16 protein-coding genes are annotated in these 22,120 nt (G+C 74.1%); 7 read left to right on the forward strand and 9 right to left on the reverse strand.

All coding sequences use genetic code 11. From position 1 onward, the window contains the following. Positions 1 to 346 precede the first annotated feature (346 nt). Together AB0953_RS31570 and pulA are read left to right on the forward strand one after the other, a co-directional pair. Positions 347 to 2,065: a carbohydrate-binding module family 20 domain-containing protein gene (locus AB0953_RS31570; RefSeq protein WP_366863003.1), complete on the forward strand. Its 1,719-nt coding sequence runs from the start codon at positions 347 to 349 to the stop codon at positions 2,063 to 2,065. A 119-nt stretch (positions 2,066 to 2,184) separates the two neighbouring features. Next, a complete protein-coding gene (gene pulA / locus AB0953_RS31575; RefSeq protein ID WP_366863004.1) occupies positions 2,185 to 7,578 on the forward strand; it encodes a pullulanase-type alpha-1,6-glucosidase in 5,394 nt (1,797 codons plus the stop codon). Here pulA and AB0953_RS31580 read toward each other — a convergent pair. The 4 genes from AB0953_RS31580 to AB0953_RS31595 all read right to left on the reverse strand — a co-directional run bounded on the left by AB0953_RS31580 (position 7,565) and on the right by AB0953_RS31595 (position 11,085). After that, positions 7,565 to 8,101, reverse strand: coding sequence for a GNAT family protein (locus AB0953_RS31580; RefSeq protein WP_366863005.1), 537 nt, complete (start codon positions 8,099 to 8,101; stop codon positions 7,565 to 7,567). The genes pulA and AB0953_RS31580 overlap by 14 nt on opposite strands. 24 nt (positions 8,102 to 8,125) lie before the next feature. Beyond that, positions 8,126 to 8,902 (reverse strand): TetR/AcrR family transcriptional regulator, encoded by a 777-nt coding sequence (locus tag AB0953_RS31585; RefSeq protein ID WP_366863006.1) that lies wholly within the window; start codon positions 8,900 to 8,902, stop codon positions 8,126 to 8,128. A gap of 132 nt (positions 8,903 to 9,034) precedes the next feature. Beyond that, complete coding sequence (locus tag AB0953_RS31590) at positions 9,035 to 10,093, reverse strand: PDR/VanB family oxidoreductase (RefSeq protein WP_366863007.1); 1,059 nt, start codon at positions 10,091 to 10,093, stop codon at positions 9,035 to 9,037. Between the two features lie 41 nt (positions 10,094 to 10,134). Continuing rightward, positions 10,135 to 11,085: a metal-dependent hydrolase gene (locus tag AB0953_RS31595; protein ID WP_366863008.1), complete on the reverse strand. Its 951-nt coding sequence runs from the start codon at positions 11,083 to 11,085 to the stop codon at positions 10,135 to 10,137. 136 nt (positions 11,086 to 11,221) lie between these two features. Between AB0953_RS31595 and AB0953_RS31600 the strand changes: the two genes are divergently transcribed. The 3 genes from AB0953_RS31600 (at position 11,222) to AB0953_RS31610 (ending at position 13,885) form a co-directional block, all read left to right on the forward strand. Then, entirely contained in the window at positions 11,222 to 12,436 is a 1,215-nt protein-coding gene (locus tag AB0953_RS31600; RefSeq protein ID WP_366863009.1) for a serine hydrolase domain-containing protein, read from the forward strand. Positions 12,437 to 12,512: 76 nt separating this feature from the next. Beyond that, entirely contained in the window at positions 12,513 to 13,433 is a 921-nt protein-coding gene (locus AB0953_RS31605; RefSeq protein WP_366863010.1) for an NmrA/HSCARG family protein, read from the forward strand. 11 nt (positions 13,434 to 13,444) lie between these two features. Further along, entirely contained in the window at positions 13,445 to 13,885 is a 441-nt protein-coding gene (locus AB0953_RS31610; protein WP_366863011.1) for a MarR family transcriptional regulator, read from the forward strand. Here AB0953_RS31610 and AB0953_RS31615 read toward each other — a convergent pair. The 3 genes from AB0953_RS31615 to AB0953_RS31625 form a co-directional block, all read right to left on the reverse strand. Further along, complete coding sequence (locus AB0953_RS31615) at positions 13,845 to 15,788, reverse strand: hypothetical protein (protein ID WP_366863048.1); 1,944 nt, start codon at positions 15,786 to 15,788, stop codon at positions 13,845 to 13,847. The two genes, AB0953_RS31610 and AB0953_RS31615, sit on opposite strands and share 41 nt — an antisense overlap. Before the next feature lie 124 nt (positions 15,789 to 15,912). After that, positions 15,913 to 16,713 (reverse strand): tyrosine-protein phosphatase, encoded by an 801-nt coding sequence (locus AB0953_RS31620; protein ID WP_366863012.1) that lies wholly within the window; start codon positions 16,711 to 16,713, stop codon positions 15,913 to 15,915. 31 nt (positions 16,714 to 16,744) lie between these two features. Further along, positions 16,745 to 17,347, reverse strand: coding sequence for a rhomboid-like protein (locus AB0953_RS31625; protein WP_366863013.1), 603 nt, complete (start codon positions 17,345 to 17,347; stop codon positions 16,745 to 16,747). A gap of 65 nt (positions 17,348 to 17,412) precedes the next feature. Here AB0953_RS31625 and AB0953_RS31630 point away from each other — a divergent pair, with 65 nt between their 5' ends. Both AB0953_RS31630 and AB0953_RS31635 read left to right on the forward strand, forming a co-directional pair. After that, positions 17,413 to 18,177, forward strand: a complete 765-nt coding sequence (locus tag AB0953_RS31630; RefSeq protein ID WP_366863014.1) for a hypothetical protein — start codon at positions 17,413 to 17,415, stop codon at positions 18,175 to 18,177. Positions 18,178 to 18,260: 83 nt separating this feature from the next. Further along, the gene (locus tag AB0953_RS31635; protein ID WP_366863015.1) at positions 18,261 to 19,733 is read left to right on the forward strand and encodes a PepSY domain-containing protein; all 1,473 of its coding nucleotides are present in this window, start codon (positions 18,261 to 18,263) and stop codon (positions 19,731 to 19,733) included. Positions 19,734 to 20,079: 346 nt separating this feature from the next. Here the strand turns inward: AB0953_RS31635 and AB0953_RS31640 are convergent, their stop codons facing one another. Together AB0953_RS31640 and glnII are read right to left on the reverse strand one after the other, a co-directional pair. Further along, a complete protein-coding gene (locus AB0953_RS31640; RefSeq protein ID WP_366863016.1) occupies positions 20,080 to 20,667 on the reverse strand; it encodes a winged helix-turn-helix domain-containing protein in 588 nt (195 codons plus the stop codon). A 375-nt stretch (positions 20,668 to 21,042) separates the two neighbouring features. Then, a complete protein-coding gene (gene glnII, locus AB0953_RS31645; RefSeq protein ID WP_366863017.1) occupies positions 21,043 to 22,062 on the reverse strand; it encodes a glutamine synthetase in 1,020 nt (339 codons plus the stop codon). Positions 22,063 to 22,120: the final 58 nt, after the last annotated feature.

Below are 22,120 nucleotides of genomic sequence, written 5' to 3' on the forward strand. Positions count from 1 at the left end.
GTGGATGAAGTCGTGGCCGATCTCCTTGATCGGCCGAAACCGGGCTCCGCCCGGACCCGGTTCCGGGCGCTTCGCGCCCGGTGCGCTCAAACGCCGCGCGGGCTGGATTTATCCAGCCTCGCCGGCGTTTGGGGCGCGGGGGTCCGGGGCGGAGCCCCGGGATACGGAGAAAGGGCGGGGCGGGGAGAGGCTCCGCGCAGCGGCAACCGAGCTCCGGCCCCGGCCACGGCACCGCACGCCACGGCGAAACAATTCTGCAATCTCTTGCGCAAACTCTTGCAACAAGCCGGGGCGCCTTCTACGGTCGCGTGCAATCCACACCTCTCCCCGCCAGGAGGCACCCCCCATGTCTGCCAGAGCCGTCAGACCCCGCAGCGCCGCCACCACGGTCGGCGCGGCCGCCGCGGCGGCCCTGCTCGCCGCCGCCGCGCTCACCGCGCAGGCTCCCCGCGCCGAGGCGGCCGCCCCCGGCGACAAGGACGTCACCGCCGTGCTCTTCGAGTGGCGGTTCGACTCCGTGGCCAAGGCCTGCACCGATTCGCTCGGCCCCGCCGGCTACGGCTTCGTCCAGGTCTCGCCGCCCCAGGAGCACATCCAGGGCCCCCAGTGGTGGACCTCGTACCAGCCCGTCAGCTACAAGATCGCCTCGCGGCTCGGTGACCGCGCCGCCTTCAAGGCGATGGTCGACACCTGCCACGCCGCCGGGGTCAAGGTCGTCGCCGACTCCGTCATCAACCACATGGCCGCCGGGGACGGAGTGGGGACCGGCGGGTCCTCGTACACGAAGTACAACTACCCCGGCATCTACTCCGGCGCCGACATGGACGACTGCCGGGCGGCCATCTCCAACTACCAGGACCGGGCGAACGTCCAGAACTGCGAGCTCGTCCAGCTCGCCGACCTGGACACGGGCGAGGACTACGTCCGCGGGCGGATCGCGGCCTACCTCAACGACCTGCTGTCGCTCGGTGTCGACGGGTTCCGGATCGACGCCGCCAAGCACATGCCGGCCGCCGACCTGGCCAACATCAAGTCGCGCCTGGCCAACCCCCACGCGTACTGGAAGCAGGAGGCCATCCACGGCGCCGGCGAGGCCGTCTCGCCCTCCGAGTACCTCGGCAACGGCGACGTGCAGGAGTTCCGCTACGCCCGCGACCTCAAGCGGGTCTTCGAGAGCGAGAACCTCGCCTACCTGAAGAACTTCGGCGAGGGCTGGGGCTACATGCCCTCCGGCCAGTCCGCCGTCTTCGTCGACAACCACGACACCGAGCGGGTCGGCGACACCCTCACCTACAAGAGCGGCTCGGCCTACACCCTCGCCAGCGTCTTCATGCTGGCCTGGCCGTACGGCTCCCCGGACGTGCACTCCGGATACGAGTGGACCGACAAGGACGCCGGCCCGCCGAACGGCGGCACGGTCAACGCCTGCTACAGCGACGGGTGGAAGTGCCAGCACGCCTGGCGGGAGATCTCCTCCATGGTCGCCTTCCGCAACACCGCCCGCGGGCAGGCCGTCACCGACTGGTGGGACAACGGCGCCGACCAGATCGCCTTCGGGCGCGGAGCCAAGGCGTACGTCGCCCTCAACCACGAGGGCTCGGCGCTGACCCGGACCTTCCAGACCTCCCTGCCCTCCGGCGACTACTGCGACGTGCAGAGCGGCCGCACGGTCACCGTCGGCGCGGACGGCCGCTTCACCGCCACCCTCGGCGCCGGTACGGCCCTGGCCCTGCACACCGGCGCCCGCACCTGCACCGGCAGCGGAACCCCGGCCGCCGGGGCCTCGTTCGCGGTCAACGCCACCACCGTCCCCGGCCAGAACGTCTACGTCGCCGGCGACCGCGCCGAGCTCGGCGGCTGGAACACCGCCTCCGCCCCCAAGCTCGACCCCTCCGCCTACCCGGTGTGGAAGCTGGACGTGACCCTCCCGGCCGGAACCGCGTTCTCGTACAAGTACATCCGCAAGGACGCCGCCGGGAACGTCACCTGGGAGAGCGGCGCCAACCGCACCGCCACCGTCCCCGCGAGCGGCAAGGTCACGCTGAACGACACCTGGCGCAGCTGACCCAGCCGTCCCACAGACCAGGGCCGCCCGGCACCCGTAAGAACCCCGCCACCGCCGGGCGGCCCTCCTCATGCGATCCGCAGCGCCCATGCAGCGACCGTGACCAAGGAGACGCCGCCTTGATACGCCCCGCCGCAGGAGTCCTCGCCGCCGCCCTGGCCGTGACGCTCCTGCCCGCCCTTCCCGCCGCGGCAGCCGCAGCCGCGAAGGCCCCGCCGGCCCCGCCCTCCGATGCGAAGCTGGCCGCCGAGCCCGCCCGCCACGACCTGACCCGGGAGCAGTTCTACTTCGTCCTCCCGGACCGGTTCGCCAACGGCGACCCGCGCAACGACACCGGCGGCCTGACCGGCACCCGGCTGGAGACCGGACTGGACCCCACCGACAAGGGCTTCTACCAGGGAGGCGACCTCAAGGGCCTCACCGACCGGCTCGACTACATCAAGGGCCTCGGCACCACCGCCATCTGGATGGCGCCGATCTTCAAGAACCAGCCGGTGCAGGGCGAGGGAGCCGACGCCTCCGCGGGCTACCACGGCTACTGGATCACCGACTTCACCCAGGTCGACCCGCACTTCGGCACCAACGCCGACCTCACGAAGCTGATCGACACGGCGCACGCCAAGGGGATGAAGGTCTTCTTCGACGTCATCACCAACCACACCGCCGACGTCGTGGACTACCGGGAGCAGTCCTCCTCGTACCTGTCGAAGGGCGCCTTCCCCTACCTGACCAAGGACGGGGTCGCCTTCGACGACGCCGACGGGAAGAAGAAGTTCCCCGCGACGGACGCCTCGTCCTTCCCGCGGACCCCCTTCGTCCCCGAGGCCAAGAAAAACCTCAAGGTTCCCGCCTGGCTCAACGACCCCACGATGTACCACAACCGGGGCGACTCCACCTTCGCCGGCGAATCCTCCGACCAGGGCGACTTCTTCGGCCTCGACGACCTGTGGACCGAGCGCCCCGAGGTCGTCAGCGGCATGGAGAAGATCTACGAGAAGTGGGTGAAGGACTTCGCGGTCGACGGCTTCCGCATCGACACCGTCAAGCACGTCGACACCCCGTTCTGGACCCAGTGGGCGACCGCGCTCGACACGTACGCGGCCAGGCAGGGACGCAAGAACTTCTTCATGTTCGGCGAGGTCTACTCCGCCGACACCGCCGTCACCTCCCCGTACGTGACCCGCGGCCGCCTCGACGCCACCCTGGACTTCCCGCTCCAGGACGCGATCCGCGCGTACGCCTCCCAGGGCGCCGGAGCCGGCCGCCTCGCCGGGGTCCTCGCCGACGACTACCGGTACACCACCGACAAGGCCAACGCCTACGAGCAGGTCACCTTCCTCGGCAACCACGACATGGGCCGCTTCGGCGGCTTCCTGCGGCAGGACCGGCCGGGCGCGCCCGAGCAGGAGCTCCTGGACCGCTACCGGCTCGCCAACGAGCTGATGTTCCTCACCCGCGGCAACCCGGTCGTCTACTCCGGCGACGAGCAGGGCTTCACCGGGCCCGGCGGCGACAAGGACGCCCGCCAGCCGCTGTTCGCGTCGAAGACCGCCGACTACCTGGACGACGACCAGCTCGGCACCGACCGCACCCACGCGAGCGACGCCTACGACCCCGCCCACCCCCTCTACCGGCAGATCGCCGCCCTGTCCCGGCTGACCCGCGAGCACCCGGCGCTGCGCGACGGCGTCCAGAGCGAGCGCCTCTCCGACGGCTCCGTCTACGCCTTCGCCCGCACCGACGCCGCGGCCGGGGGCAAGGCCGACGGCAAGGCCAAGGGCCGCACCGAGTACCTCGTCGCCGCCAACAGCGGCACCACCGAGCGGACCGTGGAGCTCGACGCCCCGGCCGGCGTCCAGTACCGCACCCTCTACGGCGGCACCGCGCTCATCAGGGCCTCCGCCGCCGGGAAGCTGACCGTCACCGTCCCGGCCCTCGGCACGGTGGTCCTCCGGGCCACCACCCCGCTCGCCGCCCCCGCGGCCAAGCCCGCCCTCACCCTGAAGGCCCCGGCCCCCGGCGCCGCCGGCACCGTGGAGCTCTCCGCCGACGTCGCCGGCGGCGGCCTGAACCGGGTCGTCTTCGCCGCCCAGGCCGGCACCGGCCGCTGGCAGGTCCTCGGCTCCGCCGACCACGCCCCCTACAAGGTCACCCAGTACATCGACCCCTCGGCCGCACCGGCCGGGACACCGCTGCGCTACAAGGCCGTCGTCGTCGACTCCGCGGGCCGCACCGCGAGCGCCCTCGCCGAATCCACCGCCGGCCGGGTGCCGCCGGTGGAGGTGCCGACCGCCACCCAGCGCGACTACGCGGTCGTCCACTACCACCGCCCCGACGGCGACTACACCGACTGGCGGCTCTACGCCTGGGGCGACCTCGCCGACGGCGAGGCCACGCCCTGGCCCGCCGGCCACGGCTTCACCGGCCGCGACGCGTACGGCGCCTTCGCCTACGTCCGCCTCAAGCCCGGCGCCTCCTCGATCGGCTACCTCGTCATCGACAAGGACGGCACCAAGGACGTCTCCGCCGACCGCACCCTCGACGTGACCCGGAGCGGCGAGATCTGGCTCGAGCAGGGCCAGGAGCCCGTCCGCACCGACCGGCCCGCCTACCCGCCGCAGGACCAGGCCAAGGCCGTGCTCCACTACCAGCGCCCCGACGGCGCCTACGACGGCTGGGGCCTGCACGTGTGGACCGGTGCCGCCACCCCCACCGACTGGTCCAGGCCGCTGATGCCGGCCCGCTTCGACTCCTACGGCGCCGTGTACGAGGTCCCGCTCGCCGCCGGGGCCGGCTCGCTCTCGTACATCCTCCACAAGGGCGACGAGAAGGACCTGCCCGCCGACCAGTCCCTCGACCTCAAGGCCGCCGGCCACGAGGTGTGGATGCTGGCCGGCCGGGCCCCCTACCTGCTCCCGCAGCCCGCCGGCTCGGCCGCCGCCCTCGACCTCGGCAAGGCCGAGGCCGTCTGGATCGACCGCGACACCCTCGCCTGGAACGCCCCGGCGGCGGCCGCCTCCGTCCAGCTCCTGGCCTCCGCCGAGGGCACGGTCAAGGCGGAGGACGGCCGCCTGACCGGCGCCGCCACGGCTCGGTGGCTGCGCCTGGCGAAGTCGCAGCTGACCGAGGCCCAGAAGCAGAAGTTCCCGCACCTGGCCTCCTACGCCGCCTACACCGTCGACCCCCGCGACCGCGGCCGCGTCCCCGAGGCCCTGCGCGGCCAGCTCGTCGCGAGCGCCCGCGCCGCCAACGGGGCCGTCCTCGCCGCCACCGGCGTCCAGCTCGCCGGCGTGCTCGACGACCTGTACGCCGCGTCCGCCGCGGGCGCCCCGCTGGGTCCCGTCTTCAAGGACGGCCGCCCCACCCTGTCCGTCTGGGCGCCGACGGCCCGCCGCGTCGACCTCGAACTCGACGGCCGCCTCGTCGCGATGCGCCGCGACGACGCCACCGGCGTCTGGTCCGTGCGCGGCGAGCGCTCCTGGAACGGCAAGCCGTACCGCTACGCCGTGACCGTCTGGGCGCCGTCCACCCGGCAGCTGGTCCGCAACCTCGTCACCGACCCCTACTCCACCGCCCTGACCGCCGACTCCGCGGCCAGCCTCGTCACCGACCTCGCCGACCCCAAGCTGGCCCCGCCCGGCTGGCGGCAGCTGCGCAAGCCCGCCGCCGTGCCCTTCGCCTCGGCGCAGATCCAGGAGCTCCACATCCGCGACTTCTCCGTCGCGGACCCCACCAGCAAGCACCCGGGCCAGTACCTGGCCTTCACCGACACCGACTCCAAGGGCGTACGGCACCTGCGCGACCTGGCCGCCGCGGGCACCTCGTACGTGCACCTCCTGCCGGCCTTCGACTTCGGCACCGTCCCCGAGAAGCCCGCGGACCGCACCGAGCCGGCCTGCGACCTGAAGGTGTACGCGCCCGACTCGGAGGCGCAGCAGGCCTGCGTGGCCGCGGCGGCCGCCAAGGACTCCTACAACTGGGGCTACGACCCGCTGCACTACACCGTCCCCGAGGGCAGCTACGCGAGCGACCCGAACGGCACCGCCCGGACGGTGGAGTTCCGCAGGATGGTCCAGGCCCTCAACGGGGCCGGGCTGCGCACGGTGATGGACGTCGTCTACAACCACACGGTGGCCGCGGGCCAGGCCGACGGCTCCGTCCTCGACCGGATCGTCCCCGGCTACTACCAGCGCCTGCTGCCCGACGGCAGCACCGCCACCTCCACCTGCTGCGCCAACACCGCGCCCGAGAACGCCATGATGGGCCGCCTCGTCGTGGACTCCGTCGTCACCTGGGCGAAGGAGTACAAGGTCGACGGCTTCCGCTTCGACCTGATGGGTCACCACCCGAAGGCGAACATCCTCGCCGTGCGCAAGGCCCTGGACGCCCTCACCGTCGAGAAGGACGGCGTGGACGGCAAGAAGATCGTCCTGTACGGGGAGGGCTGGAACTTCGGGGAGGTCGCGAACGACGCCCGCTTCGTCCAGGCCACCCAGCAGAACATGGCCGGCACCGGCATCGCCACCTTCTCCGACCGGGCCCGCGACGCGGTCCGCGGCGGCGGCCCCTTCGATGAGGACCCCCGCGTCCAGGGCTTCGCCACCGGCCTGTTCACCGCCCCCAACGGCTCCCCCGCGAACGGCACCGCCGAACAGCAGCGGGCCCGCCTGCTGCACGACCAGGACCTGATCAAGGTCGGCCTGTCCGGCAACCTCGCCTCGTACGCCTTCACCGACACCTCCGGCCGCCGGGTCAAGGGCTCCGAGGTCGACTACAACGGCGCCCCGGCCGGCTACGCGGCCGCCCCCGGCGACGCCCTGGCCTACGCCGACGCCCACGACAACGAAACCCTGGCCGACGCCCTGGCGTACAAGCTCCCGCAGGGCACCACCGCCGCCGACCGGGCCCGCATGCAGGTCCTGGCCATGGCCGTGCCCGCGCTCTCCCAGGGCCCGGCCCTGTCCCAGGCGGGCACCGACCTGCTCCGCTCCAAGTCGCTCGACCGCAACTCGTACGACAGCGGCGACTGGTTCAACGCCATCCACTGGGACTGCCGGGACGGCAACGGCTTCGGCCGCGGCCTGCCCCCGGCCGGCGACAACCGCTCTAAGTGGGTCTACGCCAAGCCCCTGCTGACCGGGCCGGCCCCGGCCTGCGCCGACATCACGGGAGCCTCGGCCGCCTACCGCGACCTGCTGCGGATCCGGACCACGGAGCCGGGCTTCCGGCTCGCCACGCCCGAGGCGGTCCAGGCCGCGCTGGCCTTCCCGCTGTCGGGGAAGGACGAGACCCCGGGCGTGATCACCATGGCCCTCGGCGACCTGGTGGTCGTCTTCAACGCCACCCCCGAGGCCCGGACCCAGTCCCTGCCCGCCCTCGCCGGCACCGTCTACCGCCTGCACCCGGTGCAGGCGGCCGGCTCCGACCCCGTGGCCCGGCAGGCCGCGTACGACGTGACGACAGGAGCCTTCACGACCCCGGCCCGCACGGTCGCGGTCTTCACACGACGCTGAGCCGGTCGAGCCGCTTCTCCAGCAGGATCACCCCGTAGACGCGGCCGTCCGCGCCCTCCTTGTGGGGGAACTCCCCGACCACCCGGTAGCCCGCACCCTGGTAGTACGCGAGCAGCCGGGGGTTGGTGGAGACGCAGTCCAGCCGCGCCCGCGGCAGCCCGGAACCGGCGATCCGCCGCTCGGCGTGTTCGAGCATCCGCCGGCCGGTGCCCGCGGGCGCGGTCCTGCGCTCCACCATCAGCCGGTGCACGTAGCCGGCGACCGGGGGCTGCACGCCCCAGGCCTCCTCGTCCGACCACCACAGCTCGTAGGCCCCGATGATCCGCCCCTCGGCGTCGCCGGCCAGCCACACCTCGCCCTCGCGCATCTTCGCCACGAAGTGCGCGGCGTCCTTCTCCCCGGGCTTCCACTGCTCGATCCCGTGCTTCTGCATCCACCGGGCGGCCTGGTCGTACAGGGCCACCAGGGTGGCGGCGTCCTTCTCCACGGCCCGCCGGAACAGGATCCCCTCGTCAATGTTCACGCGCGTATTATCACGCGATGATCATCACGGGCCGGGCGGCACCGGCCCGTCGGAGCCCGTGTCCGCCGGGTCCGTGCCCGTGTCTGCGGCCGCCGTACCCGTGTCCGCGTCGCCGGGGACCAGGGGCACCAGCCGGCCCACCAGTTCGCCGAACGGCCCGTCGGCCGGCTCGTCGGCGAGGATCCGCGCCAGGATCCCGGCCATCTCCACGTCGTAGGCGGCGCTCACGGCGGCCAGCGCCGCGAAATCGTGCACCAGCTGCAACTCCAGCTCCGACCGCGGTATCTCCCGCCCCTCCAGCCAGATCAGTGCCGTGGACTCGGCCAGCGACACCCACGAGCGCACCACCAGCCGCAGCCGCGCCGGGGGCCTCTCGATGCCGAGGTGGCGCAGGATCTCCTCGTACGCGGCCTGCCGCACCTCGTCGATCATCTGGTTGGTCCGCGTCGACCCGACGGCCGGCCCGCCCCGCATCAGCGCCGAGAAACCGGGCCCGTGGTCGTCGACGAACGCGAAGAACCGGCCCATCACCCGCAGCAGCCGGGCCCCGAGCGGGCCTTCCTGCGGCTCCACGAACCGCTGCGCCAACTCGTCGGCCGCCCGCCGCAGCGCAGCCTCGTACAAGCTCAACTTGCCGGGAAAGTAGTGGTAGACGAGCGGCCTGGATATGCCCGCGGCCGCCGCGATCTCGTCGATCGACACATCCTCGGGCGACCTGTTGCTGAACAGCTCCAGGGCCACCCCGATCAGCTGCTGCCGCCGCTCCTCGACACCCATCCTGCGTCGCACCCCGGTTGTCATGCGGACACCCTACTTCGCCGCCGGACCTGCGGCGGGGCCGCCGGCCGGGTGAGCGGACGGCGGCAGTCCGGCGGCAGCCGGGCGGCAGTCGGGCGGCAGTCGGGCGACGGCAGTCGGCGGCACGCGCGCCGGTCAGAGGTCCAGGACCAGCCGGTCGCCCTCCGCCCGCGAGACGCACAGGAGGACGGAGTCCGCGCGCTCGCGGTCCGTGAGGAGCACGTCGCGGTGGTCCACCCCGCCCGCCAGCACCCGCTGCCGGCAGGTCCCGCAGAAGCCCTGCTCGCAGGAGTAGGGGGTGTCCGGGAGCTCCCGGCGGACGGCCGCCAGGGCCGATTCGCCCGCCGCGACCTCGACGGCGCGGCCGGAGCGGTGGAGTTCGACGGTGAAGGGCCGGTCCGCACCGCTGCGGGCGGAGGCGGGGTCGGGGGCGAACCGCTCCAGGCGCACCGCCGCGGGGTCGGGGGCGGCGGCCAGGACCGCGGCCATCAGCGGTTCGGGGCCGCAGGCGTAGACGAGGGTGCCCGGGCCCGTGCCCGACAGCAGCCCGGCGAGGTCGGGCAGGCCCGCCTCGTCCTCGGGGACGAGGGTGACGCGGTCGCCGTAGCCGGCCAGTTCGGGCAGGAAGGGCATCGAGGCCAGCGAGCGGCCCCCGTACAGCAGCGTCCACGGCGCCTCTGCGGCGGTGGCCGCGCGCAGCATCGGCAGGAGCGGGGTGATGCCGATGCCGCCCGCGACGAAGAGGTACGCGGCGGCCGGCTCCAGCCCGAAGCGGTTGCGCGGCGGGCGCAGTTCCAGCTCGGCGCCCTCCGTCAGCCGGGCGTGCACCTCGCGGGAGCCGCCGCGGCCGTCCTCGACGAGGCGGACGGCGATCGTGTACCGGCCGGCGTCCGCCGGGTCCCCGCACAGCGAGTACTGCCGTACGAGCCCGGAGGGCAGCCGGAGGTCCACGTGCGCGCCCGGCGTCCAGGCGGGCAGCTCCGGGGACTCCACCGTCAGCTGCACCACGCCTTGGGCCGGCTCCGTACGGGAGACGATCGTGGCGCGCAGCCAGCGGCGCGGTGAATACCCCGAGACCGGGGTCTGCAGTGCCGGGAGCGGCCACAGGGGCGAGCGGGATATCCGTTTGCGCAGGGCGCGGCGGGTCGCCCAGGCGGCGCCGGCCAGCACGGCCGCCGCGGCGGTCCTCGTCATCGCGGTCCCCGTCGTGGCGGTCCTCGTCGCGGCGCCACGGTTCACGGGCGGACACCGCCGTTCGCGCCGGGGGAGGAGGCCAGGTAGGCGGCGGCCTGGGCGGTCGAGCCCTCCTGCGAGGGGTGGTACGCACGGGAGAGGTACGTCGGGATCGACTTGAGCATCGCGCCCGTCGAGGGCAGGACGCCCTGCTGCCCGGCGCGGAAGAACTGGCCGAGCGAGGCCCTGCCGTCCACCAGCTGCGGGTCGTTCTCCATGAAGAAGCGGGCGCCGCGCTGCCAGAGGAACACCAGCGCCGCGAAGGCGGTGGCCCAGGTCCGGGCGCGGCGGCGGTAGCTGCCGTCCACGTGCATGAACAGGTCGAAGGCCACCGAGCGGTGCTCCACCTCCTCGGCGCCGTGCCAGCGCAGCAGGTCGAGCATCACGGGGTCGGCCCCGCGCCGGTCCAACTCGTCGGCGTTGAGCACCCAGTTCCCCAGGAACGCGGTGTAGTGCTCGATCGCCGCGATCATGGCGACGCGCTCCATGAGCCACCAGTGGCGCGCCCTGCCGGGCGGGAGGGTCCGGTCGCCGAGCAGCTTCTCGAAGAGCCAGTCCACCTGGGCGGTGTACGGGGTCGGGTCCAGGCCGAGGCGCTTGAGGTGCGGCAGCACGTCGTCGTGGGCGGCGGCGTGCATGGCCTCCTGGCCGATGAACCCGATGACGTCGGCCCGCAGCCGCTCGTCCTCGATGTACGGGAGCACCTGCTTGTAGACGTGCACGAACCAGCGCTCGCCGGCGGGCAGGAGCAGGTGCAGCACGTTGATCGTGTGCGTGGCGAAGGGATCGCCGGGCAGCCAGTGGAGCGGGGTGTCCTCCCAGCCGAAGGAAACGTTCCGCGCCTTGAGCCGGGTCCGCTCCGATGCCGCGGCGGCGGGGGCGGGCGCGTGGGCGTGGGCGGACGCGGAGGCGTCGGGAGGGGCGGCGGCGTGGGCGGGCGGCCTATTAGACATGGCGTCAATGTACTGACGGGTGCCGGGGAGGAAAAGCCCTCTGCCGGATTCCGCGGGAGCGGGGGTGGCAAGCTGCGGTGATCACTGTCGGGTCGGGCGGTCCGGCCCAGCGGGCCGTCGAACAGGGGGAGTTGCCATGGCGGACGTACAGGCGCGGGTTGAGTGCATCCTGCGGGCCGCGGTCGGGGACGGGCGGGAGTCCGCCGTGCAGGTGGCCGCGTACCTGCACGGAGAGCTGATCGTGGACGCGTGCGCGGGTGCGGCGGTGGAGCCGGACGGGGTGGGCGGGACCGGTGAGGCGGGCCGGGCCGGTGGGGCGGGGCGGGCCGGGGAGGTGGGCCGGGCCGGTGGGGCGGGTGGTCGACCGGTGGACTCGGACTCCCTCTTCCACGGCTACTCCACCGGCAAGGGCGTCGCCGCGACCCTGGTCCACGTCCTGGCCGAGCGGGGGCTGGTCGACCTGGACGCCCCGATCGCCGACCTCTGGCCCGAGTTCGCCGCCCACGGCAAGGGCGGTGCCACCCTGCGCGATGCGCTGACCCACCGGATCGGCATCCCGCAGTTGCCGTCCGGGCTGACCCCGCAGGAGCTGTGCGACTGGGACGGCATGTGCGCGCTGGTCGCCGGCCAGGCGCCGCTGTGGGAGCCCGGCACCGCCACCGGCTACCACGGCTGGAGCTTCGCCTGGATCGTCGGCGAGACCGTGCGCCGCGCCACCGGCCTCACCGTCTCCGAGGCCCTGCGCCGCCACGTCACCGGGCCGCTCGGCATCGCCGACTCGCTCCTGTTCGGCGTCCCCGCGGACCAGATGCACCGCGTGGTGCCGCTGCTGCCGGGCAGTTGGGACGCCATGCTGGCCGGGCTGCCCGCCGACGCGCCGCTCCTGGCGGCCGTGCCCAACCGCGCGGTGTGGCCCGCCGCCGAGCTCGCCAACCGGCCCGCCTACCTGGCCGCGGACGTCCCGGCCGGGGGGACGATGACCGCGCGGGCCGTGGCCCGGATGTACGCGGCGCTGCTCGGCGAGGTGGACGGCGTCCGGCTGTTGCCGGCCGAGCGGCTGCCGCTGCTGTACGCCCTGCAGACGGCGGAGCCCGACCGGATCCTCGGTGCTCCGGTGCCCAAGGGGCTGGGCTACTTCCTGGGTCTGCCCGAGTCGGGCCGCGAGCCCACGGCCTTCGGCCACCAGGGGAGCGGCGGCAGCATCGCCTTCGCCGACCCGCGCCGCGGGCTGGCCTTCGCCTTCACCCGCAGCCGCCTCACCCTCGGCGCCCCCGACGGCACCTCGATGCGCGCTGCGGCCGCGATCCGCGAGGCCGTGGACGGCCGCCCGATCGCCGCCCTGGGTGTGTGACGCAGGTCACATTTCGAAATGCCTGCGCGGCGCAGGGGAATTCCGGTAGCCTTCTGCGTGACGAAGCAATTGCGTCATGCAGAAGACTGACGACTGCGGATTCCTTGGGGGAACCATGCTCACCATCGCCGTCACCGGAGCCACCGGCGCCCAGGGCGGCGCCACCGCCCGCGCCCTGCTCGCCGCCGGACACCGCGTCCGCGCCCTGACCCGGCAGCCCGGCGCGCCGGCCGCCGAAGCCCTGCGGCGCCTCGGGGCCGAGGTCGTCCGCGCCGACTTCGACGACCGCGGCTCGCTCGACGCCGCGCTCGCCGGGGCGGATTCGCTCTTCGCGGTCACCACCCCGTTCGGGACCGACACCGCCACCGAGGTCCGACAGGGTGTGTCCCTCGTCGACGCCGCGGCCGGCGCCCGCGTCGGGCACGTCGTGTTCACCTCCGCCGCGCATGCGGACCGCGCGACCGGAATCCCGCACTACGACAGCAAGTACGTCATCGAGCAGCACCTGCAGGACTCCGGAGTGCCGTGGACCGTGATCGCCCCGGCGGCGTTCATGGACAACTACACCGGCGGCTGGACCCTCGACGGGCTGCGTGAGGGGGTGTTCGCCTGGCCCATGCCCGCGGACATCCCGCTCACCCTCATACCCGCCGACGACATCGGCGCCTTCGCGGCGCTGACCCTCCAGCGCCGCGACGAGTTCGCCGGTCGCCGCATCGACATCGCCTCCGACGAGCTCACCGCCGCCGGCATGGCGGAGGTCCTCGCGGCCGCCGCCGGGCGCCCGATCGCCCACCGCGAAGTCCCGTCGGCCTACGTCCGGAACTTCTCCGACGACCTCGCCGCCATGTTCGAGTACTTCACCACCCGCGGCCTCACCGTGGACACCGCCGCCCTGCGCCGCGACTTCCCCGAGGTCGGCTGGCACACCTTCGCCGAATGGGCTGCGGCCCAGGACTGGTCCGCCCACTTCGCCGCCACCCCCGCCCACACCTGAGGAGCACTTCCGTGAAACCCATCGGCCACTGGCTCCACCGCACCGACCGGGCCCTCACCCGCAGCATGGACGAGATGCTCGGACCGTTCGGCCTCACGCGTATCGCCTGGCAGGTCCTCAACGTCGTCCAGGACGCCTCGGACGGCGCCGGCGACAGCGAGGTCCGGGCCGTCCTCGCGGCCCACGCCGAGGCTGCCGTGCTGGACGCCGCCCTCCGCAGCGTCCTCGCCGACGGCTGGGCCGACCGGCCCGCGCCAGGCCGGCTCGCCCTCACCTCCCGCGGGCGGCAGCGGCTGGGCGAAGCCGCCCTGCGCGTGGAGGCGTTCCGTGAGCAGTGCACGGCCGGGATCTCCCCGCAGGAGTACCGGACGGCCGTGCACGTCCTGGAGCGCATGACGCGGAACCTGGAGGCTAGCCCCTCCCCAATACCCCGGCCTTCGTCCCGTCCGTGAGCCTGCCCGACAGTTCCACCTGGGCTCCCGCCGGCGCCTTCACCGCCAGCCGGTTGCCCGTCGCGGCCCCGCTCACGCCGCCGCCCGACGCCGACAGCGACGCGAACTGCGCACTGCCCGCCGCCAGGACGTACCACTGGCCCGCCTTCGACTTCCACAGGACACCCGCCAGGACCCGCGGCTCCCGCGGGCCGCAGGCCGGCGAGCCCTCCGCCTGCGCCGCCTGCGCCGCCAACGGGGCACCCGGCGTGAGGAACTGGGCCTGCACCCGGTCCTGCACGCCCGCCCAGGTCTCGGCCCGGCTGCACAGCCAGGTGGCCGTGCCGTCGCCCTCGGGCAGGGTCTGCTTGGCGTAGGTCCAGGCGTTGACGCTGCGGACGCCGTGGGAGCGGACCGAGGCCAGCAGGCACGCGGTGCGCGACCACTCGCCCAGCTCGGCGCCTTCCGTCACGTCGCGCTCCGAGCCGGGGGCGCCCGAGGTCAGCCGGGCCGCGGTCAGTTCGCCGAGGTCCGTGACCAGGCGGGTGGTGCCCTCGCCGGTCAGGGTCAGCGCGTTCCAGCCGGTGCAGTTGCCGCCGGGGGCGGGGCTGACCACCGGCGGGGTGACCCCGTCCGGGCCCAGCTTCAGCGTGGTCGGGGCCTCGCCGGGCTTGAGCAGGTCCCGGGTCGCGGCGCCGGTCACCCAGGGGGCGGTGAGGTAGCGGACGTTGCCGTCGACGCGGCTGAGCACCAGGGCCGTGGCGGACTCGGCCGAGGCGCCGTCCGTGCGGGCGAAGTCCAGGGCGGCGACCGAGGTGCCGTCGCGGGGTTCGGCGTACCGGACCACGCGCAGGCCGTCGTAGAGCAGGACCACGACCGCCTGGTCGACCGCGCCGGCGAACAGCAGCTGCGGCGGGCCCATCGGCGGCCCCGGCGGGGTGCCGGGGGTGGCGGAGGCGACGACGGACTTGCCGGGCCGGGCCCACACGGCCAGCGCCCGGCGCAGCAGCCCGGTGTCGTCGGCGCGGTCGCCGCGGGCCGGCCAGGTGGAGAAGCCCGTGCGGGAGGAGGTGCGCCACAGCGTGGGCTGGACCCGGATCAGCTTGCCCGGGTCGAGGGCCTGCTCCGATGCGGCGTTCCGGGCGTACGGCGGGGCAGCCGCGCCGTCGTCGCCCCAGCCGCCGCCCGGCAGGGCGAGCAGCGCCCCGCACACGGCGAGCGCCGCGCCGGCGGCCAGTGCGGCCCGCGCGAAGCGGCGCCGGCGCAGGAGGTCGGTGGGCCGGGCCTGGAGGACGCACGGGTCGAACTCGGGGGAGGTGAACAGGGCGTCGTGCACGGGATCGCCGGATTCCGCGACGGCGGCGGCCGGGTTGGCGACCCCGGCCGCGGCGAGCACCTGGAGCACCTCCGGCTCCGGCAGCCGTTCCAAAGCCCGCAGCACGCAGGCCGCCCGGCCGGGCCCGTCGAGCGTGGCCAGCCACTGGTCCAGGGCCAGCTCCTCGGCGCCGCCCGAGCGCGGGAACAGCCGCAGCCCCCACACCTGCGGCAGCAGCGCGGGCAACTGCGCCCGCTTGGGCCACGCCCGGAAGGTCGGCGGGACCCCGGCCTCCAGGGCCGAGCGCAGCACGCGCAGCCGGACGTAGGCGTACCCGGCGTCGCCGCTGCCGGCCGTCCCGCGCTGGCCGGGCAGACCCGCCTGGGCGGCCCCGCCGCTGGACCGCCGGCCGCGCGGCAGGGCGCGCTGGGCCAGGGCGTGGGCGGTGAGCACCCGCCGGTGGCGGCCCAGGAAGGGCGGCAGCACCAGGTAGGCGAGCCGCACCAGCCGCGGGTAGTGCTCGACGATGGCGGCCTCGGCCTGCTCGACGTCGGGCGGCACGGGAGAGGGGTGGCGGGTGGCGGTGTCCGGCGCAGTCACGTTCAGCAGAACGAGCGAATGGCCGGACGGTCACCGCCTGCGGCTCACACGTTCGGGTCGCATCCCGCGGCGGGGCCCCGCCCGCGGCCTGGCCCGGGCCCCCGACGGAGCCGTCGGCGCCCGGGTCGGGCGGTCATGCCGTGAGGCGGGCGCGCAGGGCCTCGACCGCCTCGTCGGAGACGCCGAGTCCCTCGCGGACGTACTTCTCCATCGAGCCGTAGCGGGTGCGGACCTCGTCGAGCGCGGCCTCCAGGTACACGGGGAACACCCCGATCAGCCCGAGGGCGATGTCCGGGTTGCCGCCGGCCATGGTGAAGCCCTCGATCATCCGTGCGAAGGCCTGCTTCACCGCCGGGTTCACCGACAGGTATTCGGCCATCAGGGTGTCGTCGTCGGCGCCGAGCAGCGCCAGGACGACGGTGGCGCCCCATCCGGTGCGGTCCTTGCCGGCCGTGCAGTGGAAGAGCAGGGGGCCCGCCTCGGGGTCGGCGAGCTCGGTGAGGAGCAGGCGGTACGCGGCCTGGGCGGAGGCGGTGTTCACGAACGACCGGTAGGTGTCGGCGAACAGGGCCTGGACCTTGCCGCCGCCGAGGTGTTCCTCCGCCACGGCGGGGTCGGACAGCAGGTCCTTGAGCTGGGTGGCGGCCGGGATCTGCCCGGCGTTCAGCTTGTCGGCCAGCACGTCGCTGACCAGCAGGCGCACGTCGGCGGGTATCCGGTCCGGGTGGGCGGCGCGCTCGGCGGCGGTGCGGAAGTCGATGACGGTGCGCAGACCGAGGGCGGCCACGGCCGGGTCGGCGTCGACGTCGAGGCGGTCGAGCTGGCCGGAGCGCAGGACCAGGCCGGGGCGCACGGTACGGCCGCCGGCGAGCGGGGTGCCGCCGAGGTCGCGGAAATTGGCGACGGTGGTGGAGGGGGTGGCGGTGGCGGTCATCGTGGCGGCTCCAGCAGGGAAGAGTGCAGGGTCATCCGATTTTCGGATGATTTGGGCGGGATAGGTAATCGAAGACCAGCGAGAGGCCCATGCCCACGCCCAGCGCCGCCAGGTGCCCGGCGTCCGTGAACGTGCGCCCCCGCCGCAGCAGCGGCTGGGCGGCGACGGCGAGCAGCCCGACCCGGGCGGACGTGCGGACGGGCCCGCGGGGCAGCGCCGAGGTCAGGGCGCCCAGCACGGCGTTGAACCCGTAGCTGGTGCCCACGTCCAGCGCCCGCCGGGTCTCGCGGCCGGCCCTCCCGCGCAGCACCCCGTACACCATCAGGGTCGCCGTGACGTGCCCGAACAGGAACACCGCGGCCGTCCACCAGGCTCCGTAGGCGTACTCCGCGTACCCGAGCACCGCCACCAGCAGCAGCGCGTACGGCAGCGGCATGGGCTCCTCGACCACGAAGGCGCTGCTCAGCAGCGTGTCCCAGCGCCCGGCGGCCAGATTGTCGACGTTCGTCGAGCAGCGGCGCAGCACCCGATCCCGCTCGTCCGCGCCCCGTCCCTCCAGGGCGTACGCCCCGAGCTGGACCCCTCCCGCGTACACCGCGCCGGATATCGGCGGCGGCCATGGCAATGGCTTCACCCGACCATGATCGGATACCGCCCCGTGGCGGCCGGAGCCGGGTCCTGTGCGAGCATGTTCCGGCCATGTCAGCAAACCCCGCGCCACTGCGCGCCACCCGGGCCGCGATGTTCGCGGCGGTGGCCACCGCCTTGGGCGCGGCGGGGCATGCGTACATGTCCGGTGCGGATGTCCCGGCGCTGGGCCTTTCGGGTGCCTTCGCCGTGACCGGCGGGCTCGCCTGGCTCGGCGCCGGCCGCCGCAGGGGGCCCGTGGGGATCGGCGCGGCCCTCCTCGCCGTGCAGGCGGTCCTGCACCTCCTCTTCTCCGGCAGCCAGACCGGCCGGCACACCGTCGGCCGGCACCTGCCCGGGCCGATGCCCGGCCACCACCACGCCGAGGGCGCGGCCCTGCACGCCGCCCCGCCGGAGGGGGTGCCAGCGCCGAGGCACGGCATGGGCGGCATGGAGGGCATGGAGGGCATGGACGGCATGGGCGCCCTGGGCGACATGGCCGGGACGGCCGGGCACGGCGGCCTCGGCATGATCGCCGCCCACGTGCTCGCGGCACTCTTCTGCGCCGCCTGGCTCGCGCGGGGCGAGGCCGCCGTCTTCCGGCTCGCCGCGACCGCCGGCGCCACCGCCCTGCTGGCGGCCCGGCCGCTCGCCCGCGCGCTCGCCCTGCTGCGGGCCCGCCCGGCCGACGTTCCGCAGCCGCCCGCGCACCGGCCCGCACACCCGCGGCCGCACCGGCTGCGCGGGGCCGTGGCCGCCCACGCCCTGGTGCGCCGCGGGCCGCCGCTGCGGCCGGACATCCGCGCCACGGCCCCCGGCCGTCCTGCCTGCGCCTGACGACCGGCGCACCTCCCGCTCGCGGTGAGGGGGCGAGACCTGGGGCCGGTTCACCCATGTCTTCGCCAACCGCTAGGACCACCATGTCTCTTGACCAGGCCCAGGGCGCCCGCACCCGGGACGCCGACACACCCGCACCCGCAGCCGCACCCGCACCCGCCGGGGCCGCCCGGCCCGGCGCCTGGGCGGCCCTGCGGCCGCTGCTCCTGCGCATGCACTTCTACGCAGGGATCCTGATAGCCCCCCTGCTCTTCCTGGCCGCGGCCACCGGCCTGCTCTACGCGGGCTCGTGGCAGGCCGAGAAGATCATCTACGCCGACGAGCTGACCGTCTCCCACGTCGGGGACAGCGAGCGGACGCTCGCCGACCAGGTCGCGGCGGCCCGGCGCGCCGAGCCCTCCGGGAAGGTCGTCGGCGTGTGGCCCGCCCCGGACTCCGAGGCCACCACACGCGTGATCATGGAGGTTCCCGGGCTGGAAGAGGGCCGGAACCGCACCGTGTTCGTGGACCCGTACACGGCCGAGGTCAACGGCGCGCTGACCACCTCCGGCGACGCACTGCCGCTGCGCGCCTGGCTCAGCGAGTTCCACTCCAACCTCCAGCTGGGCGAATTCGGCCGGAACTACAGCGAACTCGCCGCGAGCTGGCTGTGGGTGGTCGCCCTCGGCGGCCTCGCCCTGTGGATCGGCCGGCGCCGCTCCCGCAAGGCGCAGCTGGTCCTGCCCGACCGCAAGGCCACCGGCCGCCGCAAGACGCTCTCCTGGCACGGGGCCGTCGGCCTGTGGGCCGTCACCGGTCTGGTCGCGCTCTCGGCCACCGGCCTGACCTGGTCGAAGTACGCCGGTGACCACATCGGGCAGCTCCAGGACCGCCTGGGCGGTGCCACCCCGTCGGTCTCCGCCACGCCCGCCGCCGGGGCGGACGCGGCGGCCGGCGGTGACGAGCACGCCGGGCACGTGATGACCGAGGGCATGGAGATGCCGCCGCCGGCGCCCACCGCCGACATCGGCATCGACGCCGCCGTGGCGGCCGCGCACCGTGCCGGCATCACCGAGACCCTCCAGGTCACGCTGCCGGCCAAGGGCAAGGGCTACGTCATCAAGGAGAAGGACCGGCAGTTCCCGGTCCACCTCGACTCCGTCGCCGTCGACCCCGCCGACGGGCGCGTCCTCGACGTGCTGCGGTTCTCGGACTACCCCGTCCTCGCGAAGCTGACCCGCTTCGGCATCGACCTGCACATGGGGTTGACCTTCGGTCTCGTCAACCAGATCGGTCTGGCTGCCTTGGCCGTGGCGCTGATGTTCCTGGTGTTCTGGGGCTACCGGATGTGGTGGCTGCGGCGGCCCACCAAGGAGCGGAGGGTCTCGGTCGGGCGGGTCCAGCCGCGGGGAGCCTGGCGCAAGGTGCCGGTGACTGTGCTGCTTCCGTTGGTCGCCGTGACGGGCGTGGTGGGGTGGTTCGTGCCGTTGCTCGGGATCAGCCTTGCCGTCTTCCTCGTGGTCGACGTGGTGGTCGGGGTGGTTGCCGGGCGGCGGGGGGTCGTGGCCGCCGGGTAGCGCCGGCTTCGGCTTCGGCTTCGGCTTCGGCGCCGGCGCCGGCGCCGCTCCTGAGCGGGGGGCCCGTACCTCTGTCGGGGTGCGGGCCCACCGTCGTTGCGGGGGCGGGCGGCGCCGCGCGGGGCCGGGTGGGCGGGGCGGGCGGGGGCCGGGCCCTGCGGGGCTTGTCCCCTACCCGCCCTTTCACCGTTTCCCGGGCTCCGCCCGGACCGTTGCGCTCAAACGCCGCGCGGGCTGGTTGGCTCCGCCCGGACCTCCCCCCAGCCACCTACCGCTGGGGGAGCCCCAGCGCTCAACAGCCGCGCGGGCCGGGATGGCGCGCCGCGCGGGCTGGGGGGAGGGGTGGTCAGGGGGCGTACTTGTAGCCGACGCGGCGGACCGTTTGGATGGCGCCTCGGTGGGAGGCGCCCAGCTTGCGGCGGAGGCGGGCCACGTGGACGTCGACGGTCCGGCCGTCGCCGACGTGGCCGTAGCCCCACACCGTGGTGACCAGCTGGTCCCGGCTGTGCACCCGGTGCGGGTGCGCCACCAGGTGGGCCAGCAGCTCGAACTCCAGGTAGGTCAGGTCCAGTACCTGGCCGTCGACCTCGGCGGTGCGCTGCGCGGTGTCGATGCGGACCAGGGCGTCACCGGTGGTGGTGGAGGACGCCGCGGGGGCGGCCGGAGCGGGAACGGACTGCGGGGCGAAGGCGATCGGCTGCTGGTCGGCGGGCACGAGGACCAGGTAGCCGACCATCGGCGGCTGGCCCGGAAGCGCCGGCAGGGAGTGCTGCGGCGCGGGCAGCCAGGTGGCGCCGGGCGGCAGCAGGTCGGCGACCCGGGCCGCCTCGTCCGGGGCCACGGCGCGCAGCCGGTGGCGCGGACTGGAGGGGAAGGGCAGGGGTGCGGTCGCAGCGGTGGCGGCGGACGTCAGGGAACGGGTCTGAGGAGACATGAGTGGTCAGCTCTTTCACGCGGAGTGGTCGGCAGGAGGACGTGCGTACGTCGTCGTTGCACCGCGCAGACCGAAGGCCTCGGGGAAGGTCGGTTCGAGTCCCGGGAGGCTTTAGAGGGCCGGCGCGTTCGTCGCGCGGCAACACACCCGGTCGAAGTCGTGATCCTGACGGGACGGCCAGAACGGCTCGAGGTCGCTGCGACCGGTCGAGGTGTACGAAGGGCTGGCCATGGGGCCATTGAAGCAGATGAGTGCCGCACGGGGCAGACCCCGTCTCACCAGGTGGATCGGAATCTCATATTCAGGCAGGGGGGACACGGCAACGCCCGCCGGACCGTTGCGGTTCGGCGGGCGTCGGCGCATGTCAGGGGCCCGTCAGACGAGGCCGTCCTTCTCCAGGCCGGTGCAGCAGGTGTCCGTGATCAGACGGGTCACCACGTACGGGTCCACGTTGGCGTTCGGGCGGCGGTCCTCGATGTAGCCCTTGCCGTCCTTCTCCACCTGCCACGGGATGCGCACCGAGGCACCGCGGTCGGAGACGCCGTAGCTGAACTCGTTCCACGGGGCGGTCTCGTGCAGACCCGTCAGGCGCTCGTCGATGCCCGCGCCGTAGTTCTTGACGTGGTCCAGCGGCTTGCTGCCCTCGCCCAGCGCCTCGCAGGCGGAGATGATGGCGCGGTAGTCCTCGCGCATCGCCTTCGTGGAGAAGTTGGTGTGCGCGCCCGCGCCGTTCCAGTCGCCCTTCACCGGCTTCGGGTTCAGCGTCGCGGAGACGTTGAAGTCCTCGGCGGTGCGGTACAGCAGCCAGCGCGCGACCCACAGCTGGTCCGCGACCTCCAGCGGGCCGAGCGGCCCCACCTGGAACTCCCACTGGCCGGGCATGACCTCGGCGTTGATGCCGGAGATGTCCAGTCCCGCGGCCAGGCAGTGGTCGAGGTGCTTCTCGACGATCTCGCGGCCGAAGATCTCGTCCGAGCCGACACCGCAGTAGTAGCCCCCCTGCGCAGCCGGGAAGCCGCCGACCGGGAAGCCCAGCGGCCGCTGGCCGTCGAAGAAGGTGTACTCCTGCTCGATGCCGAAGATCGGCTCCTGCCCGGCGAACTTCTCGGCGACGGGGCGCAGCAGCGCGCGGGTGTTCGACTCGTGGGGGGTCATGTCGATGTTCAGCACCTCGCACAGCACGAGGAGGTTGTTCCCGCCGCGGATCGGGTCCGGGCAGGAGAACACCGGCTGCAGGACGCGGTCGGAGGCGTGCCCCTCGGCCTGGTTGGTGCTCGAACCGTCGAAGCCCCAGATCGGCAGCTCGGCGCCGTCGGCGAGGATCTTCGTCTTGGAGCGCAGCTTGGCCGTCGGCTCGGTGCCGTCGATCCAGATGTACTCAGCCTTGTAGCTCACGGGCCCCATCCTTCGGTGCGTCGCGCCGCGCCGGGCAGGCTCTGCGGATGCTGCGGCG

The organism is Streptomyces sp. NPDC046866, assembly GCF_040704625.1.
GTDB lineage: Bacteria > Actinomycetota > Actinomycetes > Streptomycetales > Streptomycetaceae > Streptomyces.